At 60.7% G+C, this 24,166-nt stretch carries 27 protein-coding genes; 13 read left to right on the top strand and 14 right to left on the bottom strand.

Going from position 1 to position 24,166, the window contains the following annotated elements:
- The 5 genes from ACMGGW_RS03025 to ACMGGW_RS03045 all read right to left on the bottom strand — a co-directional run bounded on the left by ACMGGW_RS03025 (position 1) and on the right by ACMGGW_RS03045 (position 5,628).
- Positions 1 to 705 (bottom strand): hypothetical protein, encoded by a 705-nt coding sequence (locus ACMGGW_RS03025; protein ID WP_060432512.1) that lies wholly within the window; start codon positions 703 to 705, stop codon positions 1 to 3.
- A 16-nt stretch (positions 706 to 721) separates the two neighbouring features.
- Positions 722 to 1,897 (bottom strand): hypothetical protein, encoded by a 1,176-nt coding sequence (locus ACMGGW_RS03030; protein WP_147823610.1) that lies wholly within the window; start codon positions 1,895 to 1,897, stop codon positions 722 to 724.
- Complete coding sequence (locus ACMGGW_RS03035; RefSeq protein ID WP_060432516.1) at positions 1,894 to 3,180, bottom strand: hypothetical protein; 1,287 nt, start codon at positions 3,178 to 3,180, stop codon at positions 1,894 to 1,896. Before ACMGGW_RS03035 ends, ACMGGW_RS03030 begins: the two co-directional genes overlap by 4 nt.
- A gap of 53 nt (positions 3,181 to 3,233) precedes the next feature.
- Positions 3,234 to 3,758 (bottom strand): cytochrome b561, encoded by a 525-nt coding sequence (cybB, locus tag ACMGGW_RS03040; protein ID WP_080433027.1) that lies wholly within the window; start codon positions 3,756 to 3,758, stop codon positions 3,234 to 3,236.
- Positions 3,759 to 4,026: 268 nt separating this feature from the next.
- Entirely contained in the window at positions 4,027 to 5,628 is a 1,602-nt protein-coding gene (locus ACMGGW_RS03045) for an ABC transporter substrate-binding protein (protein ID WP_060432519.1), read from the bottom strand.
- A gap of 174 nt (positions 5,629 to 5,802) precedes the next feature.
- Between ACMGGW_RS03045 and ACMGGW_RS03050 the strand changes: the two genes are divergently transcribed.
- Positions 5,803 to 6,384, top strand: a complete 582-nt coding sequence (locus ACMGGW_RS03050) for a flavin reductase family protein (protein ID WP_025301683.1) — start codon at positions 5,803 to 5,805, stop codon at positions 6,382 to 6,384.
- Here ACMGGW_RS03050 and ACMGGW_RS03055 read toward each other — a convergent pair.
- The gene (locus ACMGGW_RS03055; protein ID WP_025301684.1) at positions 6,381 to 6,761 is read right to left on the bottom strand and encodes a winged helix-turn-helix transcriptional regulator; all 381 of its coding nucleotides are present in this window, start codon (positions 6,759 to 6,761) and stop codon (positions 6,381 to 6,383) included. The two genes, ACMGGW_RS03050 and ACMGGW_RS03055, sit on opposite strands and share 4 nt — an antisense overlap.
- Positions 6,762 to 6,845: 84 nt before the next feature.
- On the opposite strand from ACMGGW_RS03055, the gene ACMGGW_RS03060 reads away from it, so the two are divergent.
- A complete protein-coding gene (locus tag ACMGGW_RS03060) occupies positions 6,846 to 7,613 on the top strand; it encodes an NAD(P)H-dependent oxidoreductase (protein WP_147823611.1) in 768 nt (255 codons plus the stop codon).
- Here the strand turns inward: ACMGGW_RS03060 and ACMGGW_RS03065 are convergent.
- Positions 7,610 to 7,858 (bottom strand): hypothetical protein, encoded by a 249-nt coding sequence (locus ACMGGW_RS03065; RefSeq protein ID WP_019454278.1) that lies wholly within the window; start codon positions 7,856 to 7,858, stop codon positions 7,610 to 7,612. The genes ACMGGW_RS03060 and ACMGGW_RS03065 overlap by 4 nt on opposite strands.
- A 193-nt stretch (positions 7,859 to 8,051) precedes the next feature.
- Here ACMGGW_RS03065 and ACMGGW_RS03070 point away from each other — a divergent pair, with 193 nt between their 5' ends.
- From ACMGGW_RS03070 to feaR, 3 genes are all read left to right on the top strand, one after another.
- Positions 8,052 to 8,456, top strand: a complete 405-nt coding sequence (locus tag ACMGGW_RS03070; RefSeq protein ID WP_043135551.1) for an Exc2 family lipoprotein — start codon at positions 8,052 to 8,054, stop codon at positions 8,454 to 8,456.
- A 108-nt stretch (positions 8,457 to 8,564) separates the two neighbouring features.
- Positions 8,565 to 9,206 (top strand): DsbA family protein, encoded by a 642-nt coding sequence (locus ACMGGW_RS03075; RefSeq protein ID WP_147823612.1) that lies wholly within the window; start codon positions 8,565 to 8,567, stop codon positions 9,204 to 9,206.
- 138 nt (positions 9,207 to 9,344) lie between these two features.
- On the top strand, positions 9,345 to 10,244 hold the full coding sequence (feaR, locus tag ACMGGW_RS03080; protein ID WP_049206237.1) for a transcriptional regulator FeaR: 900 nt from the start codon (positions 9,345 to 9,347) through the stop codon (positions 10,242 to 10,244).
- Between the two features lie 33 nt (positions 10,245 to 10,277).
- Here feaR and ACMGGW_RS03085 read toward each other — a convergent pair whose 3' ends face one another.
- The gene (locus ACMGGW_RS03085; RefSeq protein ID WP_016928934.1) at positions 10,278 to 11,777 is read right to left on the bottom strand and encodes an aldehyde dehydrogenase family protein; all 1,500 of its coding nucleotides are present in this window, start codon (positions 11,775 to 11,777) and stop codon (positions 10,278 to 10,280) included.
- Positions 11,778 to 11,936: 159 nt separating this feature from the next.
- The gene (gene leuE, locus ACMGGW_RS03090; RefSeq protein ID WP_004940625.1) at positions 11,937 to 12,575 is read right to left on the bottom strand and encodes a leucine efflux protein LeuE; all 639 of its coding nucleotides are present in this window, start codon (positions 12,573 to 12,575) and stop codon (positions 11,937 to 11,939) included.
- A gap of 237 nt (positions 12,576 to 12,812) precedes the next feature.
- On the opposite strand from leuE, the gene ada reads away from it, so the two are divergent.
- Together ada and ACMGGW_RS03100 are read left to right on the top strand one after the other, a co-directional pair.
- Positions 12,813 to 13,868, top strand: a complete 1,056-nt coding sequence (ada, locus tag ACMGGW_RS03095) for a bifunctional DNA-binding transcriptional regulator/O6-methylguanine-DNA methyltransferase Ada (protein ID WP_127146290.1) — start codon at positions 12,813 to 12,815, stop codon at positions 13,866 to 13,868.
- Positions 13,865 to 14,578 carry a 2OG-Fe(II) oxygenase gene (locus ACMGGW_RS03100; protein ID WP_151429032.1) on the top strand — a complete coding sequence of 238 codons (714 nt, stop codon included), beginning with the start codon at positions 13,865 to 13,867 and terminating at the stop codon, positions 14,576 to 14,578. The genes ada and ACMGGW_RS03100 overlap by 4 nt, the downstream gene beginning before the upstream one ends.
- Here ACMGGW_RS03100 and tehB read toward each other — a convergent pair.
- Together tehB and ACMGGW_RS03110 are read right to left on the bottom strand one after the other, a co-directional pair.
- Positions 14,573 to 15,436, bottom strand: a complete 864-nt coding sequence (tehB, locus tag ACMGGW_RS03105; protein WP_197832330.1) for an SAM-dependent methyltransferase TehB — start codon at positions 15,434 to 15,436, stop codon at positions 14,573 to 14,575. The two genes, ACMGGW_RS03100 and tehB, sit on opposite strands and share 6 nt — an antisense overlap.
- Before the next feature lie 100 nt (positions 15,437 to 15,536).
- Positions 15,537 to 15,995, bottom strand: a complete 459-nt coding sequence (locus tag ACMGGW_RS03110) for a GNAT family N-acetyltransferase (protein ID WP_025301694.1) — start codon at positions 15,993 to 15,995, stop codon at positions 15,537 to 15,539.
- A 129-nt stretch (positions 15,996 to 16,124) separates the two neighbouring features.
- Here ACMGGW_RS03110 and ACMGGW_RS03115 point away from each other — a divergent pair, with 129 nt between their 5' ends.
- Positions 16,125 to 17,228: a DUF1615 domain-containing protein gene (locus tag ACMGGW_RS03115; RefSeq protein ID WP_025301695.1), complete on the top strand. Its 1,104-nt coding sequence runs from the start codon at positions 16,125 to 16,127 to the stop codon at positions 17,226 to 17,228.
- A gap of 53 nt (positions 17,229 to 17,281) precedes the next feature.
- On the opposite strand, the gene ACMGGW_RS03120 is transcribed toward ACMGGW_RS03115, so the two are convergent.
- The gene (locus tag ACMGGW_RS03120) at positions 17,282 to 18,961 is read right to left on the bottom strand and encodes an alpha-keto acid decarboxylase family protein (RefSeq protein WP_049206230.1); all 1,680 of its coding nucleotides are present in this window, start codon (positions 18,959 to 18,961) and stop codon (positions 17,282 to 17,284) included.
- Between the two features lie 674 nt (positions 18,962 to 19,635).
- Between ACMGGW_RS03120 and ACMGGW_RS03125 the strand changes: the two genes are divergently transcribed.
- The 4 genes from ACMGGW_RS03125 (at position 19,636) to ACMGGW_RS03140 (ending at position 21,792) form a co-directional block, all read left to right on the top strand.
- Positions 19,636 to 20,064: a universal stress protein gene (locus tag ACMGGW_RS03125; RefSeq protein WP_025301697.1), complete on the top strand. Its 429-nt coding sequence runs from the start codon at positions 19,636 to 19,638 to the stop codon at positions 20,062 to 20,064.
- A 208-nt stretch (positions 20,065 to 20,272) separates the two neighbouring features.
- On the top strand, positions 20,273 to 20,863 hold the full coding sequence (gene pagP, locus ACMGGW_RS03130; protein WP_025301698.1) for a lipid IV(A) palmitoyltransferase PagP: 591 nt from the start codon (positions 20,273 to 20,275) through the stop codon (positions 20,861 to 20,863).
- 126 nt (positions 20,864 to 20,989) lie between these two features.
- Complete coding sequence (locus tag ACMGGW_RS03135) at positions 20,990 to 21,478, top strand: DUF2501 domain-containing protein (protein ID WP_043135570.1); 489 nt, start codon at positions 20,990 to 20,992, stop codon at positions 21,476 to 21,478.
- 50 nt (positions 21,479 to 21,528) lie between these two features.
- On the top strand, positions 21,529 to 21,792 hold the full coding sequence (locus ACMGGW_RS03140) for a DUF333 domain-containing protein (RefSeq protein WP_043135572.1): 264 nt from the start codon (positions 21,529 to 21,531) through the stop codon (positions 21,790 to 21,792).
- Positions 21,793 to 21,829: 37 nt separating this feature from the next.
- On the opposite strand, the gene ACMGGW_RS03145 is transcribed toward ACMGGW_RS03140, so the two are convergent.
- Both ACMGGW_RS03145 and ACMGGW_RS03150 read right to left on the bottom strand, forming a co-directional pair.
- Positions 21,830 to 22,447, bottom strand: coding sequence for a hypothetical protein (locus ACMGGW_RS03145; protein ID WP_099817530.1), 618 nt, complete (start codon positions 22,445 to 22,447; stop codon positions 21,830 to 21,832).
- A 106-nt stretch (positions 22,448 to 22,553) separates the two neighbouring features.
- Positions 22,554 to 23,243, bottom strand: a complete 690-nt coding sequence (locus ACMGGW_RS03150; protein ID WP_197832329.1) for a transporter — start codon at positions 23,241 to 23,243, stop codon at positions 22,554 to 22,556.
- Between the two features lie 138 nt (positions 23,244 to 23,381).
- On the opposite strand from ACMGGW_RS03150, the gene ACMGGW_RS03155 reads away from it, so the two are divergent.
- A complete protein-coding gene (locus ACMGGW_RS03155) occupies positions 23,382 to 24,164 on the top strand; it encodes a DeoR/GlpR family DNA-binding transcription regulator (protein WP_043135576.1) in 783 nt (260 codons plus the stop codon).
- The last annotated feature ends 2 nt before the right edge of the window (positions 24,165 to 24,166 follow it).

Consider the following 24,166-nt stretch of genomic DNA (forward strand, 5'->3'; position numbering starts at 1 on the left):
TTAAGGCAGCACCCTGACTTCGCCGTTGTGCAAGGTCAGCACGGCGATCGGGCTGCCGGAGAAGCACTCCCTAAAGATCCAGTCGCTGGGCCGAAACGCCGCCGCAGGCAGCCCGGCCTGCCACTCCTCCCACTGCGGGGCCGGCCGATCCGGCGGCAACAAGAAGGTGACCAGCCAACCCGCTTCGCAGTGCACCCTTTGGCCGCTTGGACGGGTGAAGGTATGCGCACCTGCCAGCTCCATCACCGGCGGTAAAACCTCGAAGGCGATGATCGGCACGCCGGCCACGCTCTGCGGCTGAGGAAAACGCACGGCGGTCACGCCGTTCATCGTGATAGGGCTGTCTTCGGTGCCGGGCAGGCGTGGCTCCTGGCGGTTTACCCAACTGCCTTTCGGCAGCGTCGTTTCACCGAACGGCTTTGCCTCGTCGAGCGTCAAGTAGCTGCGTTGATTCCAACGATCTTCCGCCCGCTGGCTCTTGATGTCCTGGATGGCCATGCCGATCAGCATCAGCGCGAACGCCACCGGGTAGATTGCCAGCGCCGAGGCCAACAGATAGCCGCCCCAGGAAAGCGGCGGGCGCGGGCGGCCGCAGCGGGCGGCGGCGTATCGCCAGCCCCACCAGGCGAGCAGGATGCCGGCGAGCAGCAGGGCCAATAACAGCGCCAGCAGGCCGGCGGCGCCGGCGCCATAACCTAACAGCATGGCAAGTTCCTTATGTTCACGGCGCGGTGGAGCGATAGCGAACGAAGTAGGGCAGCGCCGGGGTCTCCCTGTCATCGTCATAGTGGCTTTCTGGTTCGATCACGGTTTGGCGCGCGTCGTCGCGCCCGTTGTACCGGTACTCCAACGGCTGTCGGTAGTGCACGTCGGATGAGCGCAGATCGAAAATCAGCGAAAGACGCGCATCGCCGTTATCCGTTTGGGCGACCAGCTTATCGTTGCCCGCCCAGAGCTGATACAGCGATTTATCGCCGGTCTCCAGCAGCACCTTCAACTGCCCGTCGGATTGATAACGCAGAAGCTGATACAGCCCTCTGTCCAGCGTTTGTGCGATCAGGTAGATGCCGCCGTCCGGGGCTTGCGCGCTTTCCTCCACGCGCACCAACAGCCAATGCATTTCAATCACCTCGCCGGTTTTACCGTTAACGGCGATGTGTAACGCGCCAGATCCGAGCACCGGGTTCATCCAGAAATGCACGCGGTCGCCATCAATGGCGGTGAATATCTCGGGTACGGATTTGCGCTTACCGGAGGCGTAAGCCGTCGGTGACTCCTCCTCGCCGCGCTCAAAGCCCAGCAGTTGCCGCGCGTCCAGCAGCGCCGGCAGATCCAGCGTCTGCCGCCAATGGGCGCCGAAGTCCGGGCTGTAGAATACGCCTTCGGTGCTGATGAGATACAGCGCGCGTTTTCCCGGTTGCGCCACCAGTTTGCCGCCGACAAAGGAAGGCCGGTTGTCGTCGCCCTCCGGCCAGGGGATCAGCGCCCCGATGGTACCCCGTTGCACATCAACCAGCCTGCGGCCCTCAGAGAGAAAAAGCACGCACTCCTGCTCGCCACAAACCGCATCGTGGATCAAGTCGTCGAGTTCCCCCAGCATCTGTAACCCTTTTGGGCCGGCAAACAGCACCTGGCTGAGGTAGTTGGCCGCCCAACCGTAAAAGCTGTTGTACGCGCGGTCTTCACTTCTTTTGCTGGTGAGCAGCAGGGCGCCGTCCTGCGCCGGGTAGCTGTGGATGAGATCGTACCGGGCTATCGTCGGCAACGCCTGGTCGCCCCGAGTCCATTGCCACTGCGCATAGCGTTGCTCAGGGGCGAGCAAATAGACGCCCAGCGCGCTGGCTAAAAACAGCGTCAGGATAATAAGGGGTCTTTTATAAAGCGCTAACGTCATCATTTCAGCTCCGTCACCTGAGCCTGCCGCCACAACCTGCGACGCAGATTTCGCAGGTATTTAAACGTTTTAAACGTGCGGTGCTGGTCAAAAGAGTACAGGCGACAGATCTGGGCGAAACCCTCGATCAGCAGCGCCAGGCCGCTGACCATCAGCATCAGCAGCAGAATAATCGGCGGCAATTCACTGCCGAGGCGCTTCAGGGTCCAGGCATCCAGGTAAAAGCCCGCCGGGGTATCGGCGTTATCCCACACGATCATGCCGAGCATCAAACACATCATGATCGCGCCGAGGATGAAGACGACGCGCGCGCTCAGGTTAAGGCCGGCTTCGGTGAAGTAGCGGCTGCCGCCGATAAGATAGGTCTGGCGGTCGCGGTGATTGATGATCCCACGCACCGTCGGCAACTCGGGGACGGTGTCGTTTTCGCAATACAGCACCTGCAGCGGATCGCCTTTGGCGATGAAAAGCGGATGTTGCCGACGAAATACCGGGTGCAGTTTGGTATTGGGGACGTTGAGCGCGCGGGTCGTCAACGCGAAGTGCGTCTCCTTCTGGCGCCACGCATAGGTGTCCAAATACTGCACCTGCCGCGGGATCTCATAGTGGCAGAGTTCGTAGCTCAGGGCGTTGACCGTCTCTATGCCGGAGGCCTCGACGCCCTCGGGGAGGGGGAACTCGGTTTGTGGCGTTGCGGGCACTGGCGCGGCGTCTGCGCGGACGGCCCGGTATCTGATGCCGGGGATTTTCAGGCTGAGCGAGCTGGGCGGCGTGACGTCTTGCCCCTGCAGCACGCGATCCAGCGCTCTGAGCAGGCGCCTGCGGCCGCGGTGCGCAATCAACAGGAGCTCCGAACCGACGAACAGCACCATGCCGATGCCGATAAGGCCGGCGATGATGGCGATAAAGAACAGGACGATGGTCAGCCAGGAATCTTCCCGGTCCATGATGAAAAAGGCCGCCGGGAAACCGCCGGCCAGCGCCGCGCCCAGCAGCAGCAGGGCGAAGTATTTCAGCTTATATTTCAGCGTTCTGTCAGGCTCCAGCCGGCCTTTCGTGCCGTGCAGCAGCCAGTGCAGCCAGTAGCTGCCGTCCCGCAGGCGGTGGGCGCCGATCTTCACCCGATCGCCGGCGGCGAGCCTGGCCAGCAGATTTTCGCTGTCGCTGAAGTCATCGCGATAAAAAAAGAACGTCTGGCCGGAGGCGATGATCCTCACCAGATTGTCGGGCGCCGTCTGTTGGCAAGCGCATTGCTCGACGGTCACATGAAAAAATTGGGTTTGCATATCATTCCCTGTCAGCAGGCGTGGCCCGAAAATTCATCCCTGGCGCCGGGTGGTCAGCGCTTTTTCATCAGTGGCAGCATGCGCACCAGCGCATTGTCCTTGACGATATAGTGGTGGAACAGCGCGGCGGCGGCATGCAGGCCGATCAGCCAGTAGCCGAATGACGCCAGCGTTTTGTGCCAGCCGATAATCGCCCGCGCCTGCGGCCGATCGGCCACGTCGGCGAACGGCATCGGCAGGCCGAATAGATACCACTCTTTGCCCCCCAGATAGCGCGAATAGACCCCCAGCACCGGCAGCGTCAGCAGCAGCAGGTAAATCAGGGTGTGCGTCAGGTGCGCCAGGCCGGTTTGCCACTTCGGCGGTTTGGGCGCGATGGCGGGCGAGGGGTGGCGCCAGCGCAGGAACAGGCGGGCGATCATCAGCGCAAATACCGTTACGCCGCAGCTGAAGTGGGTGACAACCAGCACGTACCAAGGGGCGCTGCCCGGTTCGGCAAAGCCCCGCAGCTCGATGGTGACACAGGTGATGACCAGCAGGATCGCCACCAGCCAGTGCAGGCGAATTTGCCACGGCATGTAGGTGTTCTGCACCGGGTTACCTTTTGATGTTAAAGGGTCTGTGCGTCGATGGTAACGAAATGTTACATCGGAGGAAAGCGCGTGCGCGCAATTTAGGCAAAACGCCAGGTTCAGCTCGCTTATTAAGCTATTGGTTTAGTGGGATATGCGTCTGGTGATAGGTGAGCGCCGTAAGTTATGAAGCTAATAATGATAGGTTCAGAGGCTGGCAGCTTATTAAGCGATGAAGCGGGTTACGCCGCAGCCCTCGCTGCGGCGCCTAAGATCAGTTCAATTTGGCCTTGGCGAAATCGCTGCCGTTCACGTCCACCACATAGCCGCTCAGGTTGCTGCGGGTGGCGTAGAACACTTTGCCGGTGGCCAGCGGCAGCCACGGCGCCTGTTTGGCGAAGATCACCTGCGCCTGTTGATACAGCTTGGCGCGCGCCTGCGGCTGGTTCTCCTGGATCGCCTGCTGGATCAGCCGGTCATAATCCTTATCGCACCAGCGTGCCACGTTGGCGCCGCTCTGCACGCCGGCGCAGCCGAGCAGGGTGGCGAAGTTGTCCGGATCGCCATTGTCCGACACCCAGCCGTACAGCGCGCTCTGTTGCTCGCCTTTGCGCAGCCCGGCCAGATACTGCCCCCACTCCCAGGTGACGATTTTGGCCTTCACGCCCACCTTCGCCCAGTCGCTCTGGATCATCTCGGCGATGCGTTTGGAGTTCGGGTTGTAAGGGCGCTGTACCGGCATCGACCAGATGTCGGTTTCAAAGCCCTGTTCCAGCCCGGCCTGCTTCAGCAGCGCGCGCGCCTTCTGCGGATCGTAGGCGTACTCCGGCAGTTTGTCGTTGTAGCCCAGCATGCCCGGCGGCAGCAGTGAATTGGCCGGCGTGCCGCTGTCTTTGAACACCGCGGCGACGATCGCTTTCTTGTCCACCGCGTAGCTCAACGCCTGACGCACCAGCAGGTTGTCGAACGGTTTTTTTTGGGTGTTGAACGCCAGATAGCCGACGTTCAGCCCGGTAATGTCGTGCAGCTGCAGGTTGCCGTCGGCCTTGATGGCGGCGAACTGTTCCGGCAGCGGCGCGGGGATGATCTGGCATTCGTTGGTTTTCAGCTTGGCCAGCCGGGTTTGCGGATCCGGCGTGATGGAGAAGATGAGGTGCTTGCTGGCCACTTCGCCCTGCCAGTAGTGCGGGTTGGCGATGTAGCGGATCAGCGAATCCTGCTTGTACTGCTGCAGCGCAAACGGCCCGGTGCCGATCGGCCAGTTGTCGACGTATTCCGGCGTGCCCTTTTTCAGCATGGCGTCGGCGTATTCGGCGGACAGGATCGAGGCGAAATCCATCGCCCAGTCGGCGACGAAGGCGGCGTTGGGCTGGCTCAGCGTGAAGCGCACGTGATGCTCGTCCAGCGCTTCCACCTTGGTGATCAGCTTATCCAGGCCCATGTCGGTGAAGTATTCATAGTTACCGCCGGAGACCTTGTGATAAGGGTTAGCGGGATCCTTCTGCCGCATCACGGTGAACACCACGTCTTCGGCGTTGAAGTCGCGTGTCGGGGTGAAGTATTTGTTGCTGTTGAATTTCACGCCCTGGCGCAGGGTAAAGGTATAGGTCTTGCCGTCCGGGCTGACGCTCCACTCGGTGGCCAGCGACGGGGCCGGGGTTTTATCGCTTTCACGCAGCGTCACCAAGCGGTTGTACAGCACCTGCGAGGTGGCGATAAAGGTCGGCCCGGAGCTGGAGAGCTGCGGGTTGAACGATTCCGGCGAGGCGACGGTGCAGTACACCAGCGCATCGGAAGCGGCCAGCGCGCCGCCCGCCGACAGCAGGCCGCAGCCGGCCAGCACCAATCCGGCGATAGGGTGTTTTAAAAACGTCAAGGCAAGATCCTCAGGTGGAGTGGGCCGTTACCGGCGAATTGATCTAACTATAGATAACGGATGGCGAGACGGGGAACAAGCGTCTCACCTGCGCATTCTGTGCGCCCCACGTTGCCTGCCGCCGCAGCGCAGATCTACACTGCGGGACAATCAGTCACTCGCAAGGATTTCCCGATGAGCCACTTTCGTCCTGTCGCCCTCGAACACGCCAGCCGCCTGCTGAACCACGGCCCGACGGTATTGATCACCAGCCGCAGCCGCGACGGCGCCAAACGCAACGTGATGGCCGCCGCCTGGTCGATGCCGGTGGAGTTCAGCCCGCCGCGCATCGCCATTGTGGTGGACAAAGGGGCGCACAGCCGGCAAATGATCGAGGAGAGCGGCGCATTCGGCATTTGCGTGCCGGCGGCCATGTTCATCGACGCCACCTACGCGGTTGGCAGCGTGTCCGGGCTGGATGAAGACAAGTTTGCCCGCTTTCACATCGCCGCAGCGCCGAGCGCCACGCTGCAGGTGCCGCTGATCGAACAGGGGTGCGTGGCGTGGCTGGAGTGCCGCTTATTGCCGGAAAGCGGCGCGCAGGAAAAATACGACACCTGCTTCGGCGAGGTGTTGAGCGCGGCAGCGGACGAGCGGGTGTTCCAGCAAGGGCGCTGGAACTTCACCGCCGCCAATGCGGATCTGCACACCATTCATCATCTGGGGGCCGGCAACTTCGTGCGCAGCGGCGAGACGCTGCGGGCCAAACCGCTTTAATCGGCCTCGCGCCCGCGGTCGGCATCATAGCGCTCGCGGGCGGCGTCCAGCTCGGGGAAATGGTATTCCGCCCATCGGTCCAGCGCCGCCAGCGTCTCGACCAGCGAGCAGGCGACGGCGCTGAGCCGGTATTCCACATGCGCCTGATTCTTTTCACTTAAATCTAGCCGTTCGAGCAGCCCGTTGCGTTCCAGCTGGCGCAGCGTTTGCGTCAGCACCTTCTGCGAAATGCCGTCGATGCGGCGCAGCAGCTCGCCGTTGCGCATCGGGCGCTGCGCCAGCGCAGGCAGGATCAGCATCACCCACTTGCCGGAAATCAGCGCCAGCGCATCGCGTGCGGAACACTTGCTCGAATAGACGTCGCCGGGATAAGCCATTGGGGGTTACCTTCAGGTGCGTAATTGCCAAGGGGACGATAAAGCCACAGCATAACAGCACCACCTTACAACGGGAGACACAGGATGAACGTGCTGATTGTGCTGGCTCACCCCGAGCCGCATTCTTTCAATGCCCATTTGGCCGAACAGGCGCGGCAGGCCTGGCTGGCGCAGGGGCATCAGGTGAAAACGGTCGATCTGTATCAGGAGGGGTTTGATCCGCGCGAGGGCGCCGGCCATTACCCCAGCAGAAAGCAGGTGGACCGGTTCGATGCGATGCAGGAGCAGCGCCATCACTGGACGATCCAGGCGCTGCCGGCGGAGATCCGGCGGCATATCGAGCTGTTGCGCTGGGCGGATACGCTGGTGCTGCAGTTCCCTTTCTGGTGGTTCGGCGCGCCGGCCATCATCAAGGGCTGGATGGATCGGGTGTTCGTTTACGGCGGGATCTACGACAGCCGCCACCGCCATGAGAACGGCGTGATGCGCGGTAAGCGGGCGCTGCTGACCGTGACCGCCGGCGCTTCCGCACAGGCCTGCGCGCCGAACGGGCGCGACGGCGATATGCGGCTGATGCTGTGGCCAATCATGCATGCGCTGCACTATATCGGCTTTAGCGTGCTGGAACCGTTCCTGGTCTATGGCGTGCGCGGCGGGTTGGCGAGCGAGGAACGGCAGGCGCAGAACGCCGCTTTGGCGCAGGTGACGCAGGCGTATCGGGTTGGCTTAAGCGATATTGCCGCCTGGCCGGCGGTGCCGTTCAACCGCAATGAAGATTTTGACGCCGATCTGGCGCTGAAGCCCGGTGCGCCGATCTACAGCCCGTTCGTGCGGCACCGCGATCCGGTTTAGAACCCGGCCTTCAGCAGTTCCTCGCGCAAATCGTCGATAATCGCCGGTTCGATGTCGGGGAACTGTTGCTGAATATCGGCGATGGCTTCGGCCACGCTGGGGCCGGCGAAAGTGCCGGAGAAGGGCAGCAGCGGCAGATTGGCGTCGCTGTCCGGCAGTTCGCCGCGGATGGTGCCGGTGATCATGCCCGCTTTTTTTTCCGCCGTGAGGTCGTACTCCCCCACGTTTTTGTCGATCGGTTTCATTGGCCGCCTCGCTGTCGGTGAGTGTTTACCCTGTTCTGTTAAAGCATAGTGTTTCAGGCAATGAATACCAATCAGTGTATATAATATTAATATAAAACAATGTGATGCGTTTTTTGTCGTTTGACGTTTGCCGGGTGGCGGCGCTATGCTCGTGGCGCTAAAGGAACCTTCCTCACTGACAGGGACAGACGACATGAAAAGACTGAAAAGCGCGGCGCTGTTGTTGCCGCTGTTGGCGCTCAGCGCCTGCACCCATCACCTCAGCAGTGCCGAGCAGCATGCCAAACACTACGTTTATCAAACTCGCGACGATTTTGATCCGCAATTCCGCACCGATGTGAACGGCAGTATTAAGAACGCCGTGCCGATGTTCGAACAGTTCTACCAACTGGGGAAAAAGGATCGCGCGGCAGGCGTGGCGCGCAGCGAGGCGCAGAAAAAGGCCGATTACCTGGCCAGCACGGAGTTCCAGCAGAACATGGAACACAAAACCATTTTCATTAATCGCGCCTACAGCAGCGCCGACAATCCTAAGCGCCGCCAGGTGCTCTCACAGGAAGCGGTAGGTGCGTACTGGGACGGTTACGAAGGTCGCTGAACATAATCCCTCACAAATAGAAGGTAATAAAAACTGGTCTTCTGGCGGTTATTTGATTATAAAAACCGCCGCTAAGGACGATGTTCATAGATGAAACCAGGAGTGTTTATGTTGGCAAAAGTTAAGCGTTCGTTCGCCGCCGCCGTCGTATTGATGTTGGCGCTGCCTGCGGTTCAGGCCGCGGATTACCGTGCGGGCGAGCAATACACCCGGCTGGATAAGCCGGTGGCCGCCGCGCCGGCGGTGGTGGAGTTCTTCTCCTTCTACTGCGGCCCTTGCTATCAGTTCGCCGATACCTATCGCGTAGGCAGTACCGTGGCGCAGGCGCTGCCCGCCGGTGAGAAAGTCACCAAATATCACGTCAGCCTGATGGGCAAACTGGGCAATGAGCTGACCGAAGCCTGGGCGGTGGCGACGGTGCTGGGCGTGGAAGACAAGATTGAAGGGGCGATGTTCGACGCGGTGCAGAAACAGCGCGCCGTCAACGGCGCCGACGATATTCAGCGGGTGTTTACGGCGGCCGGCATCGATGCCGCTACCTATGAAAACGCGCGCCACAGCCTGCTGGTCAAAGGATTGATCGCCAAGCAGAACGAAGCGGTGAAAGCGTTTGAGGTGCGCGGCACCCCGTCGTTCTACGTGGCGGGTAAATACAAGATAGACAATGCCGGCATGGCCAGCACCAGCGTTGAAGGCTACGCCAAAGAGTACGCGGCGGTGGTGCGCCATCTGTTGGATACGCAGCCTTAAGGCGATTCCCCTCCGGCGCCCGATGATCTGTGATCGCGGCGCCAAATCCCCCGCTCGCCATTGATTGTGTGTTAACGGATTGTTATGGTGTTTTTCTGTTCAACGGCGCAGCACCGCTGCTGTTTGAAGGGAGAGATCATGACGGCATTGGCAACGCTCCGGGACGTCGGCTTCGAAGAGTGGCTGGGGAAAATCAACACCGCCTGCGGCCGATTCTGCGCGAAAACGTTGGGGCCCGGCTTCAGCGGGGCGATGCAGGAGTTTCGTGCCCATGCCCTGCGCCTGAGCGTGGTCGATGTGTCCCAGGCTCGGCTGTACCGCACGCCGCGTGAAATTGCCCGCAGCGACGGTGCGCACTTTTTCACCGTCATCCAGCTGCGCGGCAGCGCGTTGATGGAGCAGGGCGATCGCCAAACGGTGCTCTCTCCCGGCGACATGACGCTGATCGATGCCTCACAGCCCAGCAGTTTCACTTTCCAGCGCGATTCGCGCCAAATCTCCCTGTTATTGCCGCGCGGCTGCTTGCCGCTGCCGCCGCCTTGCGCTCAGCGTCTGGGAGCCGAGCTCAGCGCGGTGCGCCTCAGCCGCCAGCTGGTGCTGAGCAGCATGCAGGATCCTCAGCTTGCCGCGGCGGAAAGCGAGGCGGTGCTGAATGCGCTGGCGGCGCTGCTGCGCCCGGCTCTGGCGCTCGAGCAGGCGCGGCCGGAGGGGCAGCAACCGGTCTTTGACAAGGCGCTGGCATTGATCGACAGGCATATTCAGTCGGCGCAGCTGCGCCCTGAGTGGGTGGCGGCCGAGTTGGGGGTGTCGTTACGCAGTCTGTATCGGGTGTTCGCCCGTCAGGGGCTGGTGGTGGCGCAGTACATCAGGAACCGCAGGCTGGATCTGTGCGCGCAGGCGCTGCGCAGCGCCGCCGGGCAGGAAAAACTGGCCGGCGTCGGCCTCGACTGGGGTTTCACCGATCACAGCCATTTCTCGACCGCTTTCAAGCAGCGTTTCGGCATGTCGCCGAGCGAATACCGTCGGCAGTATCAGTAAGTCAGGGCGCGGGCCAGGCCCGCGCCGCTTCACTCAATAGCGGATGCAGACCGATTTCGATTCGGTGTAGGCATCCAGCCAATCCGGGCCGAAGTCACGGCCGCTGCCCGACTGTTTGAACCCGCCGAACGGCATGTTCGGGTCGATCAGCGTATGGGTGTTGACCCACACGGTGCCGGCCTGAATGCGCGGCGTCAGCGCCATCGCCTGCTGCAGGCTGGTGGTCCACAGGCTGGCGGTCAGCCCGAAGTCGGTGTCGTTGGCCTTGCTCAGCGCCTCTTCGGCGCTCGCCACCCGAATCAGGTTGACCACCGGGCCGAACACTTCCTCGCGCGTCAGGTTCAGCCGATCGTCCGGGTTGATCACCAGCGTTGGCGGAATGTAGAAGCCGTTGGCGTCCGGCCCGGCCGCGCCGCCGATAAGCTCAGCGTTTTTCGCCCGGGCGTCGTCCAGGTAGGCCGCCACCTTGTTGCGGTGCGCGAGCGACACCAGCGGGTTGATTTGCGCGCCGGTATCCATCCCCGGCCCGACCGACAGCGATTTCACCGCCTGTTCGAATCCGGCCACCAACCGATCATAAATCGGCGCTTCAATATAAATTCGCGAGCTGGCGGCGCATACCTGCCCCTGATTGAGGAAGCTGCCAAGCATCAGGCCTTCGATCACCTGCTGCGGATCGGCATCTTTCAGCACGATGGCCGGGTTTTTGCCGCCCAGCTCCAGCGTCACGCGGGTCAGGCGATCCGCCGCCGCGCGCGCGATGCTTTTGCCCACCGGGGTGGAGCCGGTAAAGCTGACTTTGGCGATCAGTGGATGTTCGGTCAGCGCTTTGCCGCACACGGTGCCGCGGCCGGTGACCACGTTGAACACGCCCGGCGGCACGCCGGCTTCGCTCGCCAGCTCGGCGATGCGCAGCAGGGTGAGCGGGGTGGTTTCCGACGGCTTGATGACGATGGAGCAGCCCGCGGCCAGCGCCGGCATCACTTTCCACATGCCGATCATCAGCGGGAAGTTCCAGGGCACGATGCCGGCGACCACGCCGATCGGCTCTTTACGGGTATAAACCTGATATTTGGCGCCCGGCGGCATCGGAATAGAGACGTCCAGCGTTTGACCGGTGATTTTGGTCGCCAGCCCGGCGGTGTAACGCATCCAGTTCAGGGTGCTGCCGACTTCGAAAGCGCGGGCGATGTTGATGGATTTGCCCTGCTCCAGGGTTTCGAGCTGCGCCAGCTCCTCGGCGTGCTGCTCCACCAGATCGGCGAAGCGCAGCAGGATACGCTCGCGCTCGACCGGCAGACGCTGCGCCCAGACGCCTTCGCTGAAGGCTTTGTGGGCGGACTGCACCGCCAGTGCGACGTCGTGTTCATTGGCGTCGGCGGTGGTGGCGATCTGCTGCCCATTGGCGGGGTTATACACCGCCAGGCGGCCTTCCGCGGCGGACGCGCGCCACTGGCCGTCGATATACAGCCCATGCTGACGATCGAGAAAACGCGATACGCTATCCAGCACGGCTACGGTATTGTCAGACATACATCCTCCGATCAGGCTCATCAGGTTATCGTTAACCCTGCAAGTCTAGATCAGCGGGAAAGCGGCGGCTTTGGTCTGCCTGACATTCGGTTTGTCCTGCGTGTCATTTTGCCGTGACGGAAGGGTAAACCGCGGCCGGCGGGCGCCGGCCGGGAGGGATCACGAGCTCAGGGTCGCCAGACGGGTGGCGAAACCAAGGAACAGCAGGCCGATCAGGCCGTTGCCGAGCTTCGCCAGGCCTTTCTTGTGATTGAAGAAATGCGCCAGCATCGCGCCGGAGAAGATCAGCGTGCTCATGTAGATAAAGCTGACGGCTTCGAGGATCAGCGCCAAAATGGTGAACGACAGCCCAGTGTGCGCATAGTTGAAATCGATGAACTGCACGAAGAACGACACGTAAAACAGGATCGCCTTCGGGTTGGTCAGGCTCAGCGTCAGCGATTTTCGCAGAATGCTGTGGCCGCCCTCAATCTGCTGCTGTTGCGCCTGCGCCTTCTGCACGAAGGTGGCGTAGAGGATTTTTGCGCCGAGGAACAGCAGGTAAATTGCGCCGAGAAAACGCACCAGGGTAAACAGGAACGGCGTGGTGCGGATCAGCGACGCCACGCCGATATAGGCGCAGAAGATCAGGATCGCATCGCCGATAAACACGCCCAGCGCGGCGGTATAGCCGGCGCGCACGCCGCGCGATATGCCGGTTTTCAGCACGTACAGCGTATTCGGCCCCGGCAGAATGATGATGAAGACCACCCCGGCCAAATAGGTCCATAAATTCAGGACGCCAAAACTCTCTAACACAATAACCTCTCCATGCGCGCAACTAACAGGCAAAAACACTGGCCACGACCGTGACCGGCCGCGATCCTAACGCCGTGCAACCAGGTTGGCAACGTAATAAACTTCATGTTGTTGGTTAAAAATTGTCGAAACATTGTTGAAAACGTCGGCGCCGAATTAAAAAGCAAGAGTCGGCGTGTTTCGCCAACGGCCCGTCACTATGCTGGTTAACATCGAAACCGCAGTGAGGAACGGATGATGAAAAACGTAATCGACAGCGCCGATCCGCGCTGGCTGGCGATCGTCAGCCGCGACAAGCACGCCGACGGCCGCTTTATCTACGCGGTGAAAACCACCGGCGTGTATTGCTCGCCTTCTTGCCCGTCACGTCAGCCGAATCGGCAAAACGTGGAGCTGTTCGACGATGCCGAACAGGCGGAAGCGGCGGGTTATCGGCCCTGCAAACGCTGCCGCCAGGGGCTGACGCCGTTGACGGAACAGCATGCGCGGCAGATAGCCGAGGCCTGCCGCTATATCGAACGGGCGGAGAAAGCGCCGTCGCTGCAGACGCTGGCGCGCCACGTCGGGTTGAGCCAATACCATTTCCACCGGCTGTTCAAAGCGATCACCGGCCTGACGCCGAAAGGCTACGCCGACGCGCAGCGCAGCCAACGCTTGCGCACCGGCCTTACGCAGCAGGAAACGGTGACCGACGCGATCTTCGACGCCGGCTATGGCGCCAACGGCCGCTTCTACCAACAAGCCAACGCCGCGCTGGGCATGACGCCGAAGGCCTACCGAGCGGGTGGCAAAGGCATGCGCATTCATTTCGCCGTCGGGCACTGTTCGCTGGGCGAGATCCTGGCGGCGCAGAGCGAGGTAGGCATCTGCGCCATTCTGCTGGGGGACGATGCACAGCAGCTGGTGCAGGATTTGCAGGACAAATTTCCCCATGCCGAGCTGATCGGCGGCGACGCGCAGTATGAAGCGCTGATGGCGCAGGTGGTGGGCCTGATTGAAGCGCCGGAGAACGGCTTGGCGCTGCCGCTGGATATTCGCGGCACCGCGTTTCAACAGCGGGTCTGGCAGGCGCTGCAGGCGATACCGGTCGGCGAAACCGTCAGCTATGCCGATATCGCTCGGCGCATCGGGGCGCCCAAAGCGGTGCGCGCGGTGGCCGGTGCCTGCGCCGCCAACGTGCTGGCGGTGGCGATCCCCTGTCACCGGGTGGTGCGCAACGACGGCGCCTTGTCCGGCTATCGCTGGGGCGTCGAGCGCAAGAAAGCCTTGCTGGAAAAAGAGGCGCAGCGATGAGCGGCGCGCTGGCGGCGCGGCTGGCCGAATTGGACTGGGCGGCCATCGAGCGCGAACTCGATGCGCAGGGTTGCGCGCGGTTGCCCAGCGTGCTCAGCCAAGAGCTGTGCCGCGAGCTGGCGGCGCTCTACCCGCAGGATGCGCACTTCCGCAGCCGCGTCGTGATGGAGAAGCACGGTTTTGGCCGCGGCGAGTACCGCTATTTCACCTATCCGCTGCCGTCGCCGGTGGCCGAAGCGCGCAGCCTGATGTATGCGCGGCTGGCGCCGGTGGCCAACCGTTGGAACGCCTTATTGGGTCTGGCAGCGCGTTATCCCGCCGACCATGAGGTTTACCTGGCCGAATGTCACCGGGCCGGCCAACGGCGGCCGACGCCGCTGCTGTTGCGTTACGAAGCGGGAGATTACAACTGCCTGCATCAGGATCTGTACGGCGAGCGGGTGTTTCCGCTGCAGGTGGCATTTTTGCTCTCCGCCCCCGAGCGGGATTTCACCGGCGGCGAATTCGTACTGACCGAACAGCGGCCGCGGATGCAGAGCCGGCCGGAGGTGGTGCCGCTGCAGCAGGGCGACGCCGTGGTGTTCGCCGTGCATCATCGGCCGGTGGCGGGAGTGAAAGGCTACTATCGGGTCAATCTGCGCCACGGCGTCAGCCGGATACGCGACGGCCAACGCCACACGCTGGGGGTGATCTTTCACGACGCGCTATAGCTTGCGCGCTAGCAGGGTGGCGAAGCGCAGCGAGATGCGGTTGCCGTTGGCGTCAGTCTTGTGCAGTTGGCCGACGTCCTCGTTGTATTTGAGGATCTCCCAGTCGCGATAATAATGCTTCAGCTCACCCGGGCTGAAGGTGAACGGGAACGGCAGCGGGCAGGGATAATCCTCGGTATCCATCGCCGCCACGATCAGGTTATGGCCGCCGCGCAAGGTGCTGTCCTGCATGTTTTGCACGATAGGCGGGATCTGCTGCCGCTCGAGGAACATCATTACCACGGTGGACAGGATGAAGTCGTAGTCGCCGCTGAAGCGATGGGTATTGAGATCCTGCACCCCGGCACTCAGGCGGGTCAGCTGCTCGGCGTCGACGATCTGATTGAGGCGGGCTATCGACGGCGCGTGTTTGTCCCAGGCGGTGACGTCGAAACCTTTCAGATTGAGATAGAGCGAATTGCGCCCGCCGCCGCAGCCCAGATCCAGCGCCTTGCCCGGCGCGATGCGCGCCGCCGCTTCGATCACTTCGGAGTGGGTGCGCGTCAGTTCGTATTTCTTGTGGTAGTAATCTTCCGGCGTGCAGTAAAACGCCAGCCGGCAGGTCATGTCGTCCGAAAAGGAAACGATGCGATGCCACTGCTGCGGTGCGATAAACGGCGGCTGGCTTTCGGGGCTGAACTGCCAGGTCTCGGTGGTGGCGCCGTCTTCGGTCATCATGGCGAACGTCAGGCTGCCGCTCAGTACGGTGAGCTTCGCCCAGGTGCCGCTCTGGGTGTTGTGGCGCTGGCGGAAGGCCGCCGGCAGCGTGTCGCTGTTCCATTCCGGCAGGGTTTTATAGCAAAGCAGCTGCTGCTCCATAGGGGGCTCCTTTGGCTGGGCAAGCAAAGTGATTTATATGATGCATATAAAATACATCTTTATTCGTCATTTGAAAATCCCGAGCTTCGCAAACCTATTGCTACAAACGGCGGCGCATACGGGTGGTGACCGCATCGAAACCTAACTTGGAATACAGGCGCGCGGCCGTCGGATTATCGTTGAACACCGTCAGTTCGGCATATTCCGCCCCCTGTGCTCTCGCCGCGTCCAGCACCGCGTTTAGTACCCGCTCGCCATAGCCTTTGCCACGCCAGGCGTGCGTCACTTCAAAATCATAGATAAACAGCTGCTTACCGAAGGTTCGTTGCTCAATGGCGTACCAGACGGTGGCGATGCTGTCCTCGACATTCGGCAGCCTCGCGCATACCAACCGTTGGCCGGGCATCGCCAGCCCTCGTTTGAAATTGGCTTCGGCCTCGATCAACGCGTGTTCCTGGCTGAGCTGAAACGAACGCGCCAAATCGTCTGCGTAAGCCTTTACCCCGTATTTACGGTAGTGATCCAGTTCCTGCGCCGTCATTTCTTTGAGTTCGATCATTTTGTTCTCCCTGCGTTGTTGGGTATTTCCCGGCCCACCTGTGCGGCGGAACGGGTATATTTATACTGGATTGTGCGCGGCGGCTGGGCTAATTTCAGTGCTGTTCATGTCATCACGTTCAGGGAAAAGATGCCGATACTTCGTTTATTCCACCCGATGCCCTTCCGTTTGCTAAGCCTGGCCGCGCTGCTGGCGCTGGCGGGCTGTACCAGCAAAACCACCACCACGGCACCGGCGGCGCGCCCCGCCGACGTCAAAGCCCGACTGATGACGCTGATCCCGGCTAACGCCGGCGATCGGCAGGGCTGGGCTACCGATATTACCGCCGCCTTCGCCGCGCAGGGCATCGAGCCGAGCGATGAGAACCTGTGTTCGGTGCTGGCGGTGACCGAACAGGAGTCGACGTTCCAGGCTAACCCGCAGGTGCCGGGGCTGCCGAAGATCGCTTGGAAGGAGATCGACCGCCGCGCCGATCAGATGCACATCCCGAACTTTTTGGTGCACACCGCATTGAAGATTTCGTCGTCGAACGGCCAGAGCTACAGCGAGCGGCTGGATAAGGTGCGCACCGAGAAGGATCTGAGCGATATCTTCGATGACATGATCGACCGCGTGCCGATGGGGCAGAAGCTGTTCGGCCATTTAAATCCGGTACATACCGGCGGCCCGATGCAGGTGAGCATCGCCTTCGCCGAGGTGCACGCCAAAGGGTACCCTTATCCGGTCGACGGCTCGATTCGCCGCGAAGTTTTCAGCCGGCGCGGCGGTATGTACTTCGGCATTATGCATTTGCTGGGGTACCCGGCCGATTACAGCCGGCCGATTTACCGCTTCGCCGACTTCAACGCCGGCTGGTACGCCAGCCGCAACGCGGCGTTCCAAAACGCGGTCAGCCGGGCGAGCGCCATTCCGCTGGCGCTGGACGGCGATCTTATCGATTTCGGCAGCGACAAGCCCGGTTCGACCGAGCTGGCGGTGCGCACGCTCGGCAAGCGCCTGAACATGAGCGACAGCGCCATTCGCCGGGCGCTGGAGAAAGGCGACACGGCCGGCTTTGCCGACACCGAGCTGTATAAGAAGGTCTATGCGCTGGCGGGCGGCAAGCTGCCGCGTGAGATGCTGCCGGGTATCCAGTTGGAGAGCCCGAAAATCACCCGCAAGCTGACCACCGCCTGGTTCGCCAAGCGGGTGGACGAACGCCGCCAGCGCTGCATGGCGCGCGCCGGCGGGTAACGGCATAAAAAAACGCCGCCGGTTTCCTGAACCACCGGCGGCGCGATCGCGCATCAGGCGCTGCGACGCGGGTTGGTCAGGCCAAAGTTAAAGCTGTTGCAGCGGTTACAGAACTCTTTCATCACCGGTGGCGTGTCCATCATCGGCACTTTCACCTCGATAAACGCCAGCCGATCCTGCCGCGAGGCGTGTTCCAGGGCCATTTCCAGCTGTTGCGTGGTTTCCACCGCCACGCTGAACGGCTGCGCCTGGGTATTCAATACCGCCGGCAGTTTGGCGTAGTCCCACGGGCTGATGTCGTTGTAAGACGAGTTTTCGCCGAGGATATAGCGTTCAATGGTGTAGCCGTCGTTGTTGATCAGGAAGATGATCGGCTTTTGCTCGCAGCGCAGCAGGGTAGACACTTCCTGCGCGGTGAGCTGGAAGGAGCCGTCGCCGATGAACAGCAGGTGGCGGCGCTCCGGCGCCGCCATCAGGGTGCCGAGCAGCGCCGGCAGGGTATAACCGATCGAGCCCCAAATCGGTTGGTTGACCACCTTGACGCCCCCTGGCATGCGCATGCCGCCGATGGCCGCGCCTGAGGTGCCGTTTTCCACCACTACCACGTCATCCGCCTGGATGAAGCGTTGGATGCGTCGCCACAGATAGGCCTGGTCGATAGGCGCGTCGCTCGGCGTCGCCAGCTTCTCACGGGGATCTGCCAGCGGTGATAAACGCTGCGCCGGCGCGTCTTCGCTCAGATCCAGCAGTGCCTGCAGCAGATCCGCCGTCGCTACCGCTGGGTAGGAGGTGTTGTCCAGTTTCATCGAAAACGGCTGAATATCCACCTGAGCGGCGGCGGGAATTTGCTGCGAGAAATAGCCGGTGGTGGAGTCTACCAGACGTACGCCGAAGCTCAGCACGCAGTCCGAGTGGGCCATGTGTTCATACAGTTCGGGGCGCGACAGATTGCCGCTGTAGCCGCCCATCCAACCGGCGGTGTTTTCCGGGATAATGCATTTGGCGGTGGGCATATTGGTCAGCGGAATGGCGAAGCGGTGAGCGACCGCGATGACCAACTGCTGCAACTGGTAGCGATCCACCATTTGATCGACCAACATGATTGGGCGCTGTGCGCGTTTGATTTTGGTTAACAGCGCCATCGCCGCTAATTGCACATTGTATTTATCGCTGGCCGGCAATTGCGGTGCCGTCGCCGCCGCGGCGATTTCAATTTCCACATCGCAAATATCCGACGGCAGCTGTAAATACACCGGTTTCTTCTCTATCCAGGCGCGGGAAATAACGCGTGGTATTTCTTGTGCGGCATTTTCCGGCGTGATCAGAGCCTGAGCGACGGTGAATTGTTTAAAGCAGTTCATGACGTTGTCGAAATTCCCATCGCCCAGGGTATGGTGCAAGAGCTGATGATTCTTCATCGCATGCAGCGGCGGCGTGCCGGCGATGCAGATAACCGGCGAAGATTCGGCATAGGCCCCGGCGATGCCGGACAGCGCGGCCAGATCGCCGACGCCGTAGGTGACGATCAGCGCGCCGGCGCCTTTCATGCGGGCGTAACCGTCGGCGGCGTAGGAGGCGTTCAATTCATTGCAGTTGCCGACAAACGCCAGCCGCTCGTCGTTTTCCAGCAGCTCCAGCAGGCTGAGGTTATAGTCGCCGGGCACGCCATAAATACGATCGACGTTCAGGGCGTGAAGCTGTTGCAGAATGAATGACCCGATAGTTATTTTCATTGATTGCTCCGGATTATTTATCTTTATTTTGTCAGGCGAAAATCAGCAAAAATAAATTGCTGGCGATGTTGTGTCGTTAGCATTAACAGTTATTTAAAGTCTCAGCTTGTTCAAGATAAGGGGGGCGGCTGGTGAATAGGCGGTTTGTATTCGGCGCTTTACGCGATTGAGTAATACATAAAAAGTAGGGGTATTGGATATTGGAAAGAGACGGTATTTTTCATTGTCGGTATATCGCTAGAGAAGCGGCGGCGCATTGGCATTTATCGTGATGCAGGGTGAATCATCCGGTACTTTTGACGCCGCGTTAAATCCCATCGGGTGGCGTAACGCTTTTTGCCTGGGAAAGAAAAGCAGAACCTGGCGTAAAGGGGGATTTTGGTGATCCGCCGCACGCTTATTTCATGAAACCACCTTGTAACCAATCAAAAACAAAAAATTAACAACGATCGTTTTTTGTCCGCCTTTTTTCGTCAGCTTTACTTTACGGGCACTGTAGTGCGCGCCACGTCGGGCCGGCGCTAAAATGTGCCGTCACGGGCATTAATATAACGTGGTGGCCATCACATTCCGTAGGAAGTGATACGTAAACTTTTCTCTACGTGCGCGCAGATGACGTATACCTATCAGAGGGGATGATGTCCCAGCGGTACTGGTCTGTGGGGGGAACTGCGATGAAAAGCTATCGACATATTCTGGTACTGATTCATGATGAGCGTGACGGGCTGCCGTTGCTGCGTCAAACGGTGGCGATGGTGCGCGGGCTGCCGATCGCCCTCACCGTCGGCCACCTTAACGCCGACTACGCCGAGCTGGAGTACGGCAGCGATGCGCTGGTCAAAGATCGCCAGGCGCAGGAGGTGATCGCCGCCAAGGCGATGCTGAGCCGGCTGGTGAGCGCCGTCGAGGCGCCGGTTGCGGTCAAGGAAATCGTCACCATCCGGCGCTTTAAGGACGTGAGCGATTTCATTCATCAGGCCGGCATCGATCTGGTGGTGGTCGGGCACCAAAACCGCCTGTTCGGCCTCTATTCCTCATATTCTCTGGAATTTGTGAACCGCCTCGATGTCGATGTATTGGTCAAGCACCTGGCCCGCGAGTAGCGAACGACAAAGCGGACTTTTCCCACGGTTTTGCCCTCCTAAAGGCGATAGCATAGGGGGAACCGGTGCAACCTGTTAAAAATTATTGGGAATATTCCGGTGCTAAACTTAACCAAAGCACAACGGGCGTTGGATAAATTAGATACAGCTTGATCTTGCCTGGGCTATCGGTAAGAATCTGCGGCCGTATTTTTACAGGAGCTTTACGATGTTTCTCAAACGGACTCTTTTGGCATGTTCTCTGGCGTTGATATTTCCTGCACTGCCTTCTTACGCTGAGGTTGGTACAGAAAGTGGCAATACCGCACAGGCTGAAAAACCGGGTCTATGGCAGCGTTTTACCGATAACGTGGCGGAGACCTGGAACAACTCGCCTAACCACGATCTCTATATCCCGGCCATCACCTGGCACAACCGTTGGACTTACGATGATGAACATATCGATAAGTACAACGAGCGCCCGTGGGGCGCCGGTTACGGCATCTCCCGCTACGACAGCGACGGTGACTGGCACGGCATCTACATCATGGCGTTCAAGGACTCCTTCAACAAATGGGAGCCGATCGGTGGTTACGCCTACGAGAAGATCTGGCGCCCGCTGGATGACAAGGATTTCCGCCTGGGGCTGGGCTTCACCGCCAGCGTCACCGCGCGCGACAACTGGAAATACATCCCTATTCCGGCGCCGCTGCCGCTGGCCTCTATCGGCTATCAGCGGCTGACGTTCCAGGCGACCTACATTCCCGGTACCTATAACAACGGCAACGTGTTCTTCGCCTGGCTGCGCTGGCAGTTCTAAATTTCCTGAATTCCGAAAAATGGCGCGGTGGCGAGATAAAAGGAACTTGTCGCCGCCGGCGGCGTCGGAAGGGTATCCCGGCGCGCTGCGCCGATCGCATGCCGTTATTACAGGAGTTTCACCACTATGATCACCAAACATCGTTTACTGCTGGCCTTGGCGCTGTCCGCTACCCTGGCCAGCGGTGCCTCCCAGGCCGCCGGGCTGATGGATTCCCTCAGCAGCGCGGCGGGTGAACTGAGCAAGTCGGGCGGCGATAGCAGCAGCGGCATGTCACTCTCCTCGTTGACCGGTCTGCTGAACGGCGGCGACAAGGCGCTGAGCTCCAGCAGCATGACCAATGCCGCCGGTATCCTGCAGTACTGCGTGAAAAACAACGTGCTGTCGGCTAACGGCGCCGAAGGGGTGAAAGATCAGCTGCTCAGCAAGCTGGGCATCACCAGCACCGAAAACGCCAAGAGCCAGGATTATCAGCAGGGCCTGGGCGGCTTGCTGCAGACCGGCGAAGGCAAGAGTCTGGATCTGAACAGCCTGGGCACCTCGCAGATCACCGAGAAGGTGAAGCAAAAAGCCTGCGATCTGGTGCTGAAACAGGGCAAATCCTTTATTTCATGATGAGCGAACGGCGGAGCGCTCCGCCGTTCGTTTTTGCATAAGCTGAAAAAATGAAAAAAACGTTGATGCTTTCCCTGCTGGCAGGGATGACGATGTTGCAGGGGTGTTCCGTGAAATCCAACGAGGCGCCACCACCGCCGCAGGTGAAACCGATCGGCATGGCGAACCCGGCCGACGTGTATTGCACCAAAATCGGCGGCAAGCTGAACGCCAAAGAGAATGCGGCAGGCCAGTATTCCACCTGTACCTTGCCGAGTGGGCAGGAAATTGAAAGCTGGGAACTGTTCCGCCGCGATCATCCGGTGAAAAAGTAACCCTATGCGGCGCCGGCTCTTTCTGCCCGGCGCCCGATCAGAATTGGCGATCGCCTATAGATTGCAGCTGCAGGCTGCCGTCCTTCTGTAGCGTCAGCGGCATGCGCCAATCGCGCTGTTTATCCAGGTTAAACGGCCGGGAGCGGAACATGCAGCCGGTCTTGATGTTCTTGATTTTCATCACGTGTTCCGCGTCCGCATTGATTTTTACCTCGAAGCTGCCAGCGGGCGGAATAAAGACTTCCGCCAGCTGCTGCGGCGCCGCCGGCGTTTCCAGCTTGACCAGCACCGCGAAATCGTTGTCCTGATTATCCAGCGTCAGCCGATGCAGACCGGTCGCGGGCAGCCTGGTCGGCTGATGCAGATAACCGGCTGAGGCGGGCCACGGCTGGCCGGCATTGTCGTGCAACGGCCCACCGCACTGTTCACGCGCTTCGCGCAGCGGCATTTCGCGCTTTATTGCGCGGTTGTAATCGGCGGGGGCGGCGAGGCTGAATTCATCGTCATACTGGTGGGCGCGCAGATAGCGCTTGGCGCCGAGCACCGCGATGGCGACCAGCATGAAGAACAAAAATATCCTCAGGCGATTTTTAAAAATCAGCCCGAACAGCTTCCCGGGGAGTTGAAACAGCCACCTTGCGATCGTCAATAACATCGTTTTCCCTTTACGCCCAAGCCGTTACGTCTGCGGTAACTTCGCTTGCCACAGTATAGCCAAAGCGTTGCCATCGGGCGGCATACGCCATGAAATTCCCGTTTTTTTACCCCAAACCTTCCTCTAGCAACAACAGCAGCAGGAAGCCGGCAAAGAACATCGCGGTGGCGAACGATGTCTCTTTCCCGCCCTCATGCGCTTCGACCAGCAACTCCTCGGTCACCAGGTAGAGCAGGGCGATCAGGCCAAAGGCCAAAAAGGCGGTCAGCCAAAATGTGCCCAGCATGGCCACCGGCGCCCCCAGCAGGCCACCGATGGGCAGCAGCAGCGCCAGGCCGACTATCGCCGCCATGGCACGCAGCCGCCTGCCGAGAAAGTCTTTCAAATCGCCGACGATCGATAATCCGAGGAACAGCACTTCCAGCGTTAACGCCAGCGTCAACAGCAGGCCGGCTTTGGCGCCGGCCGCGAAGGCAATGCCCAGCACCAGCCCATCGATAAAGATATCGACGCCGACCGCGGCGATAAAACCGACCGGCCCCTGTGCTTTTTCACCCAGCCGCCGAACCAGCAGCATTAACAGCACCCCCGCAGCGCCGCCCAGCAACACCGCCACAGGCGACTGCTGCTTGAGATCGGGCAGGATTTCGGTGGCGGCGGCGGCGAAAACGATGCCGGCGGTAAAGTGATGGATGACGCGCATTGCGGCGTCACCGGGGCGGCGATAGAGCGCCACCGCTGCGCCGACGACGGTGGCTGCGGCGGGAAACAGCGTATAAAGCACGGCGGAGGTCATCGCGTCATAATCCCTTATTGGTGATGTCACTTTCAGTCTAGACGAGCACTGCCGCTCGAGTGTTACCAAAAAAGTGATTGTTCGATTATGTACGTTTGTGTACATTTATGATCACTTTAGCGCCACCGGATCCCCGCGATGTCCAAACTGTTACCCAATGAGCGCCATCAGGCCATTCTCGACACGCTTCGCCAACAGGGGCGGGTGCTGGCCCTGGAGATGGCGCAGCGGCTGAATACCACCGAAGCGACCATCCGCCGCGATCTGCGCCAGTTGGCGGCGCAGAACCTGTGCAAACGCATCTATGGCGGTGCGCTGGCGCCGACCCCGGCCGAAGGCCCCATGACGGCGCGCATTGCCCTCAGCGGCGATGAGAAGCTGGCGTTGGCGCAGACCGCGCTGGGGGTGATCGGCGAAGAACAGCTGATCTTCCTCGATGCCGGCAGCTCCCACCTGTATCTGGCAGAGCTGTTGCCACGCGATCGGCGTTTGACGGTGGTAACTAATGCGTTGAGCATCGCCGGCAAAATGCTGGAACGGCCGGGGATCCGCACCATCCTGATCGGCGGCGAACTGGATGCGCAGGTCGGCGGCTGCGTGGACGCCAAGGCGGCGGAAGAGATAGACGGGTTCCATTTCGATCTGGTGTTCACCGGCATCTGCGCATACGACCCGGCCGGTGGCTTTTCCGCATTGAGCTATCAGGACGCCACGTTCAAAAAGCGCTTACTGACGCGCGCCGGCAGCGTGGCGGTGCTGTGCACCCGCGACAAACTCAATACCTATGCCCCTTACCCCTTCCTGCCCGCCGGGCGGGTAGATCATCTGGTGACGGCGCGCGGCGCGCACCCGCAGCTTGAGTTGCAGGTGGCGCAAGGCGGCGGCCAGATCTGGCACAGCGATTTATCGATCGGAGAATGATG

It is taken from the genome of Serratia sp. BNK-4 (assembly GCF_048685115.1).
GTDB classification, from domain to species: Bacteria; Pseudomonadota; Gammaproteobacteria; order Enterobacterales; family Enterobacteriaceae; genus Serratia; species Serratia bockelmannii.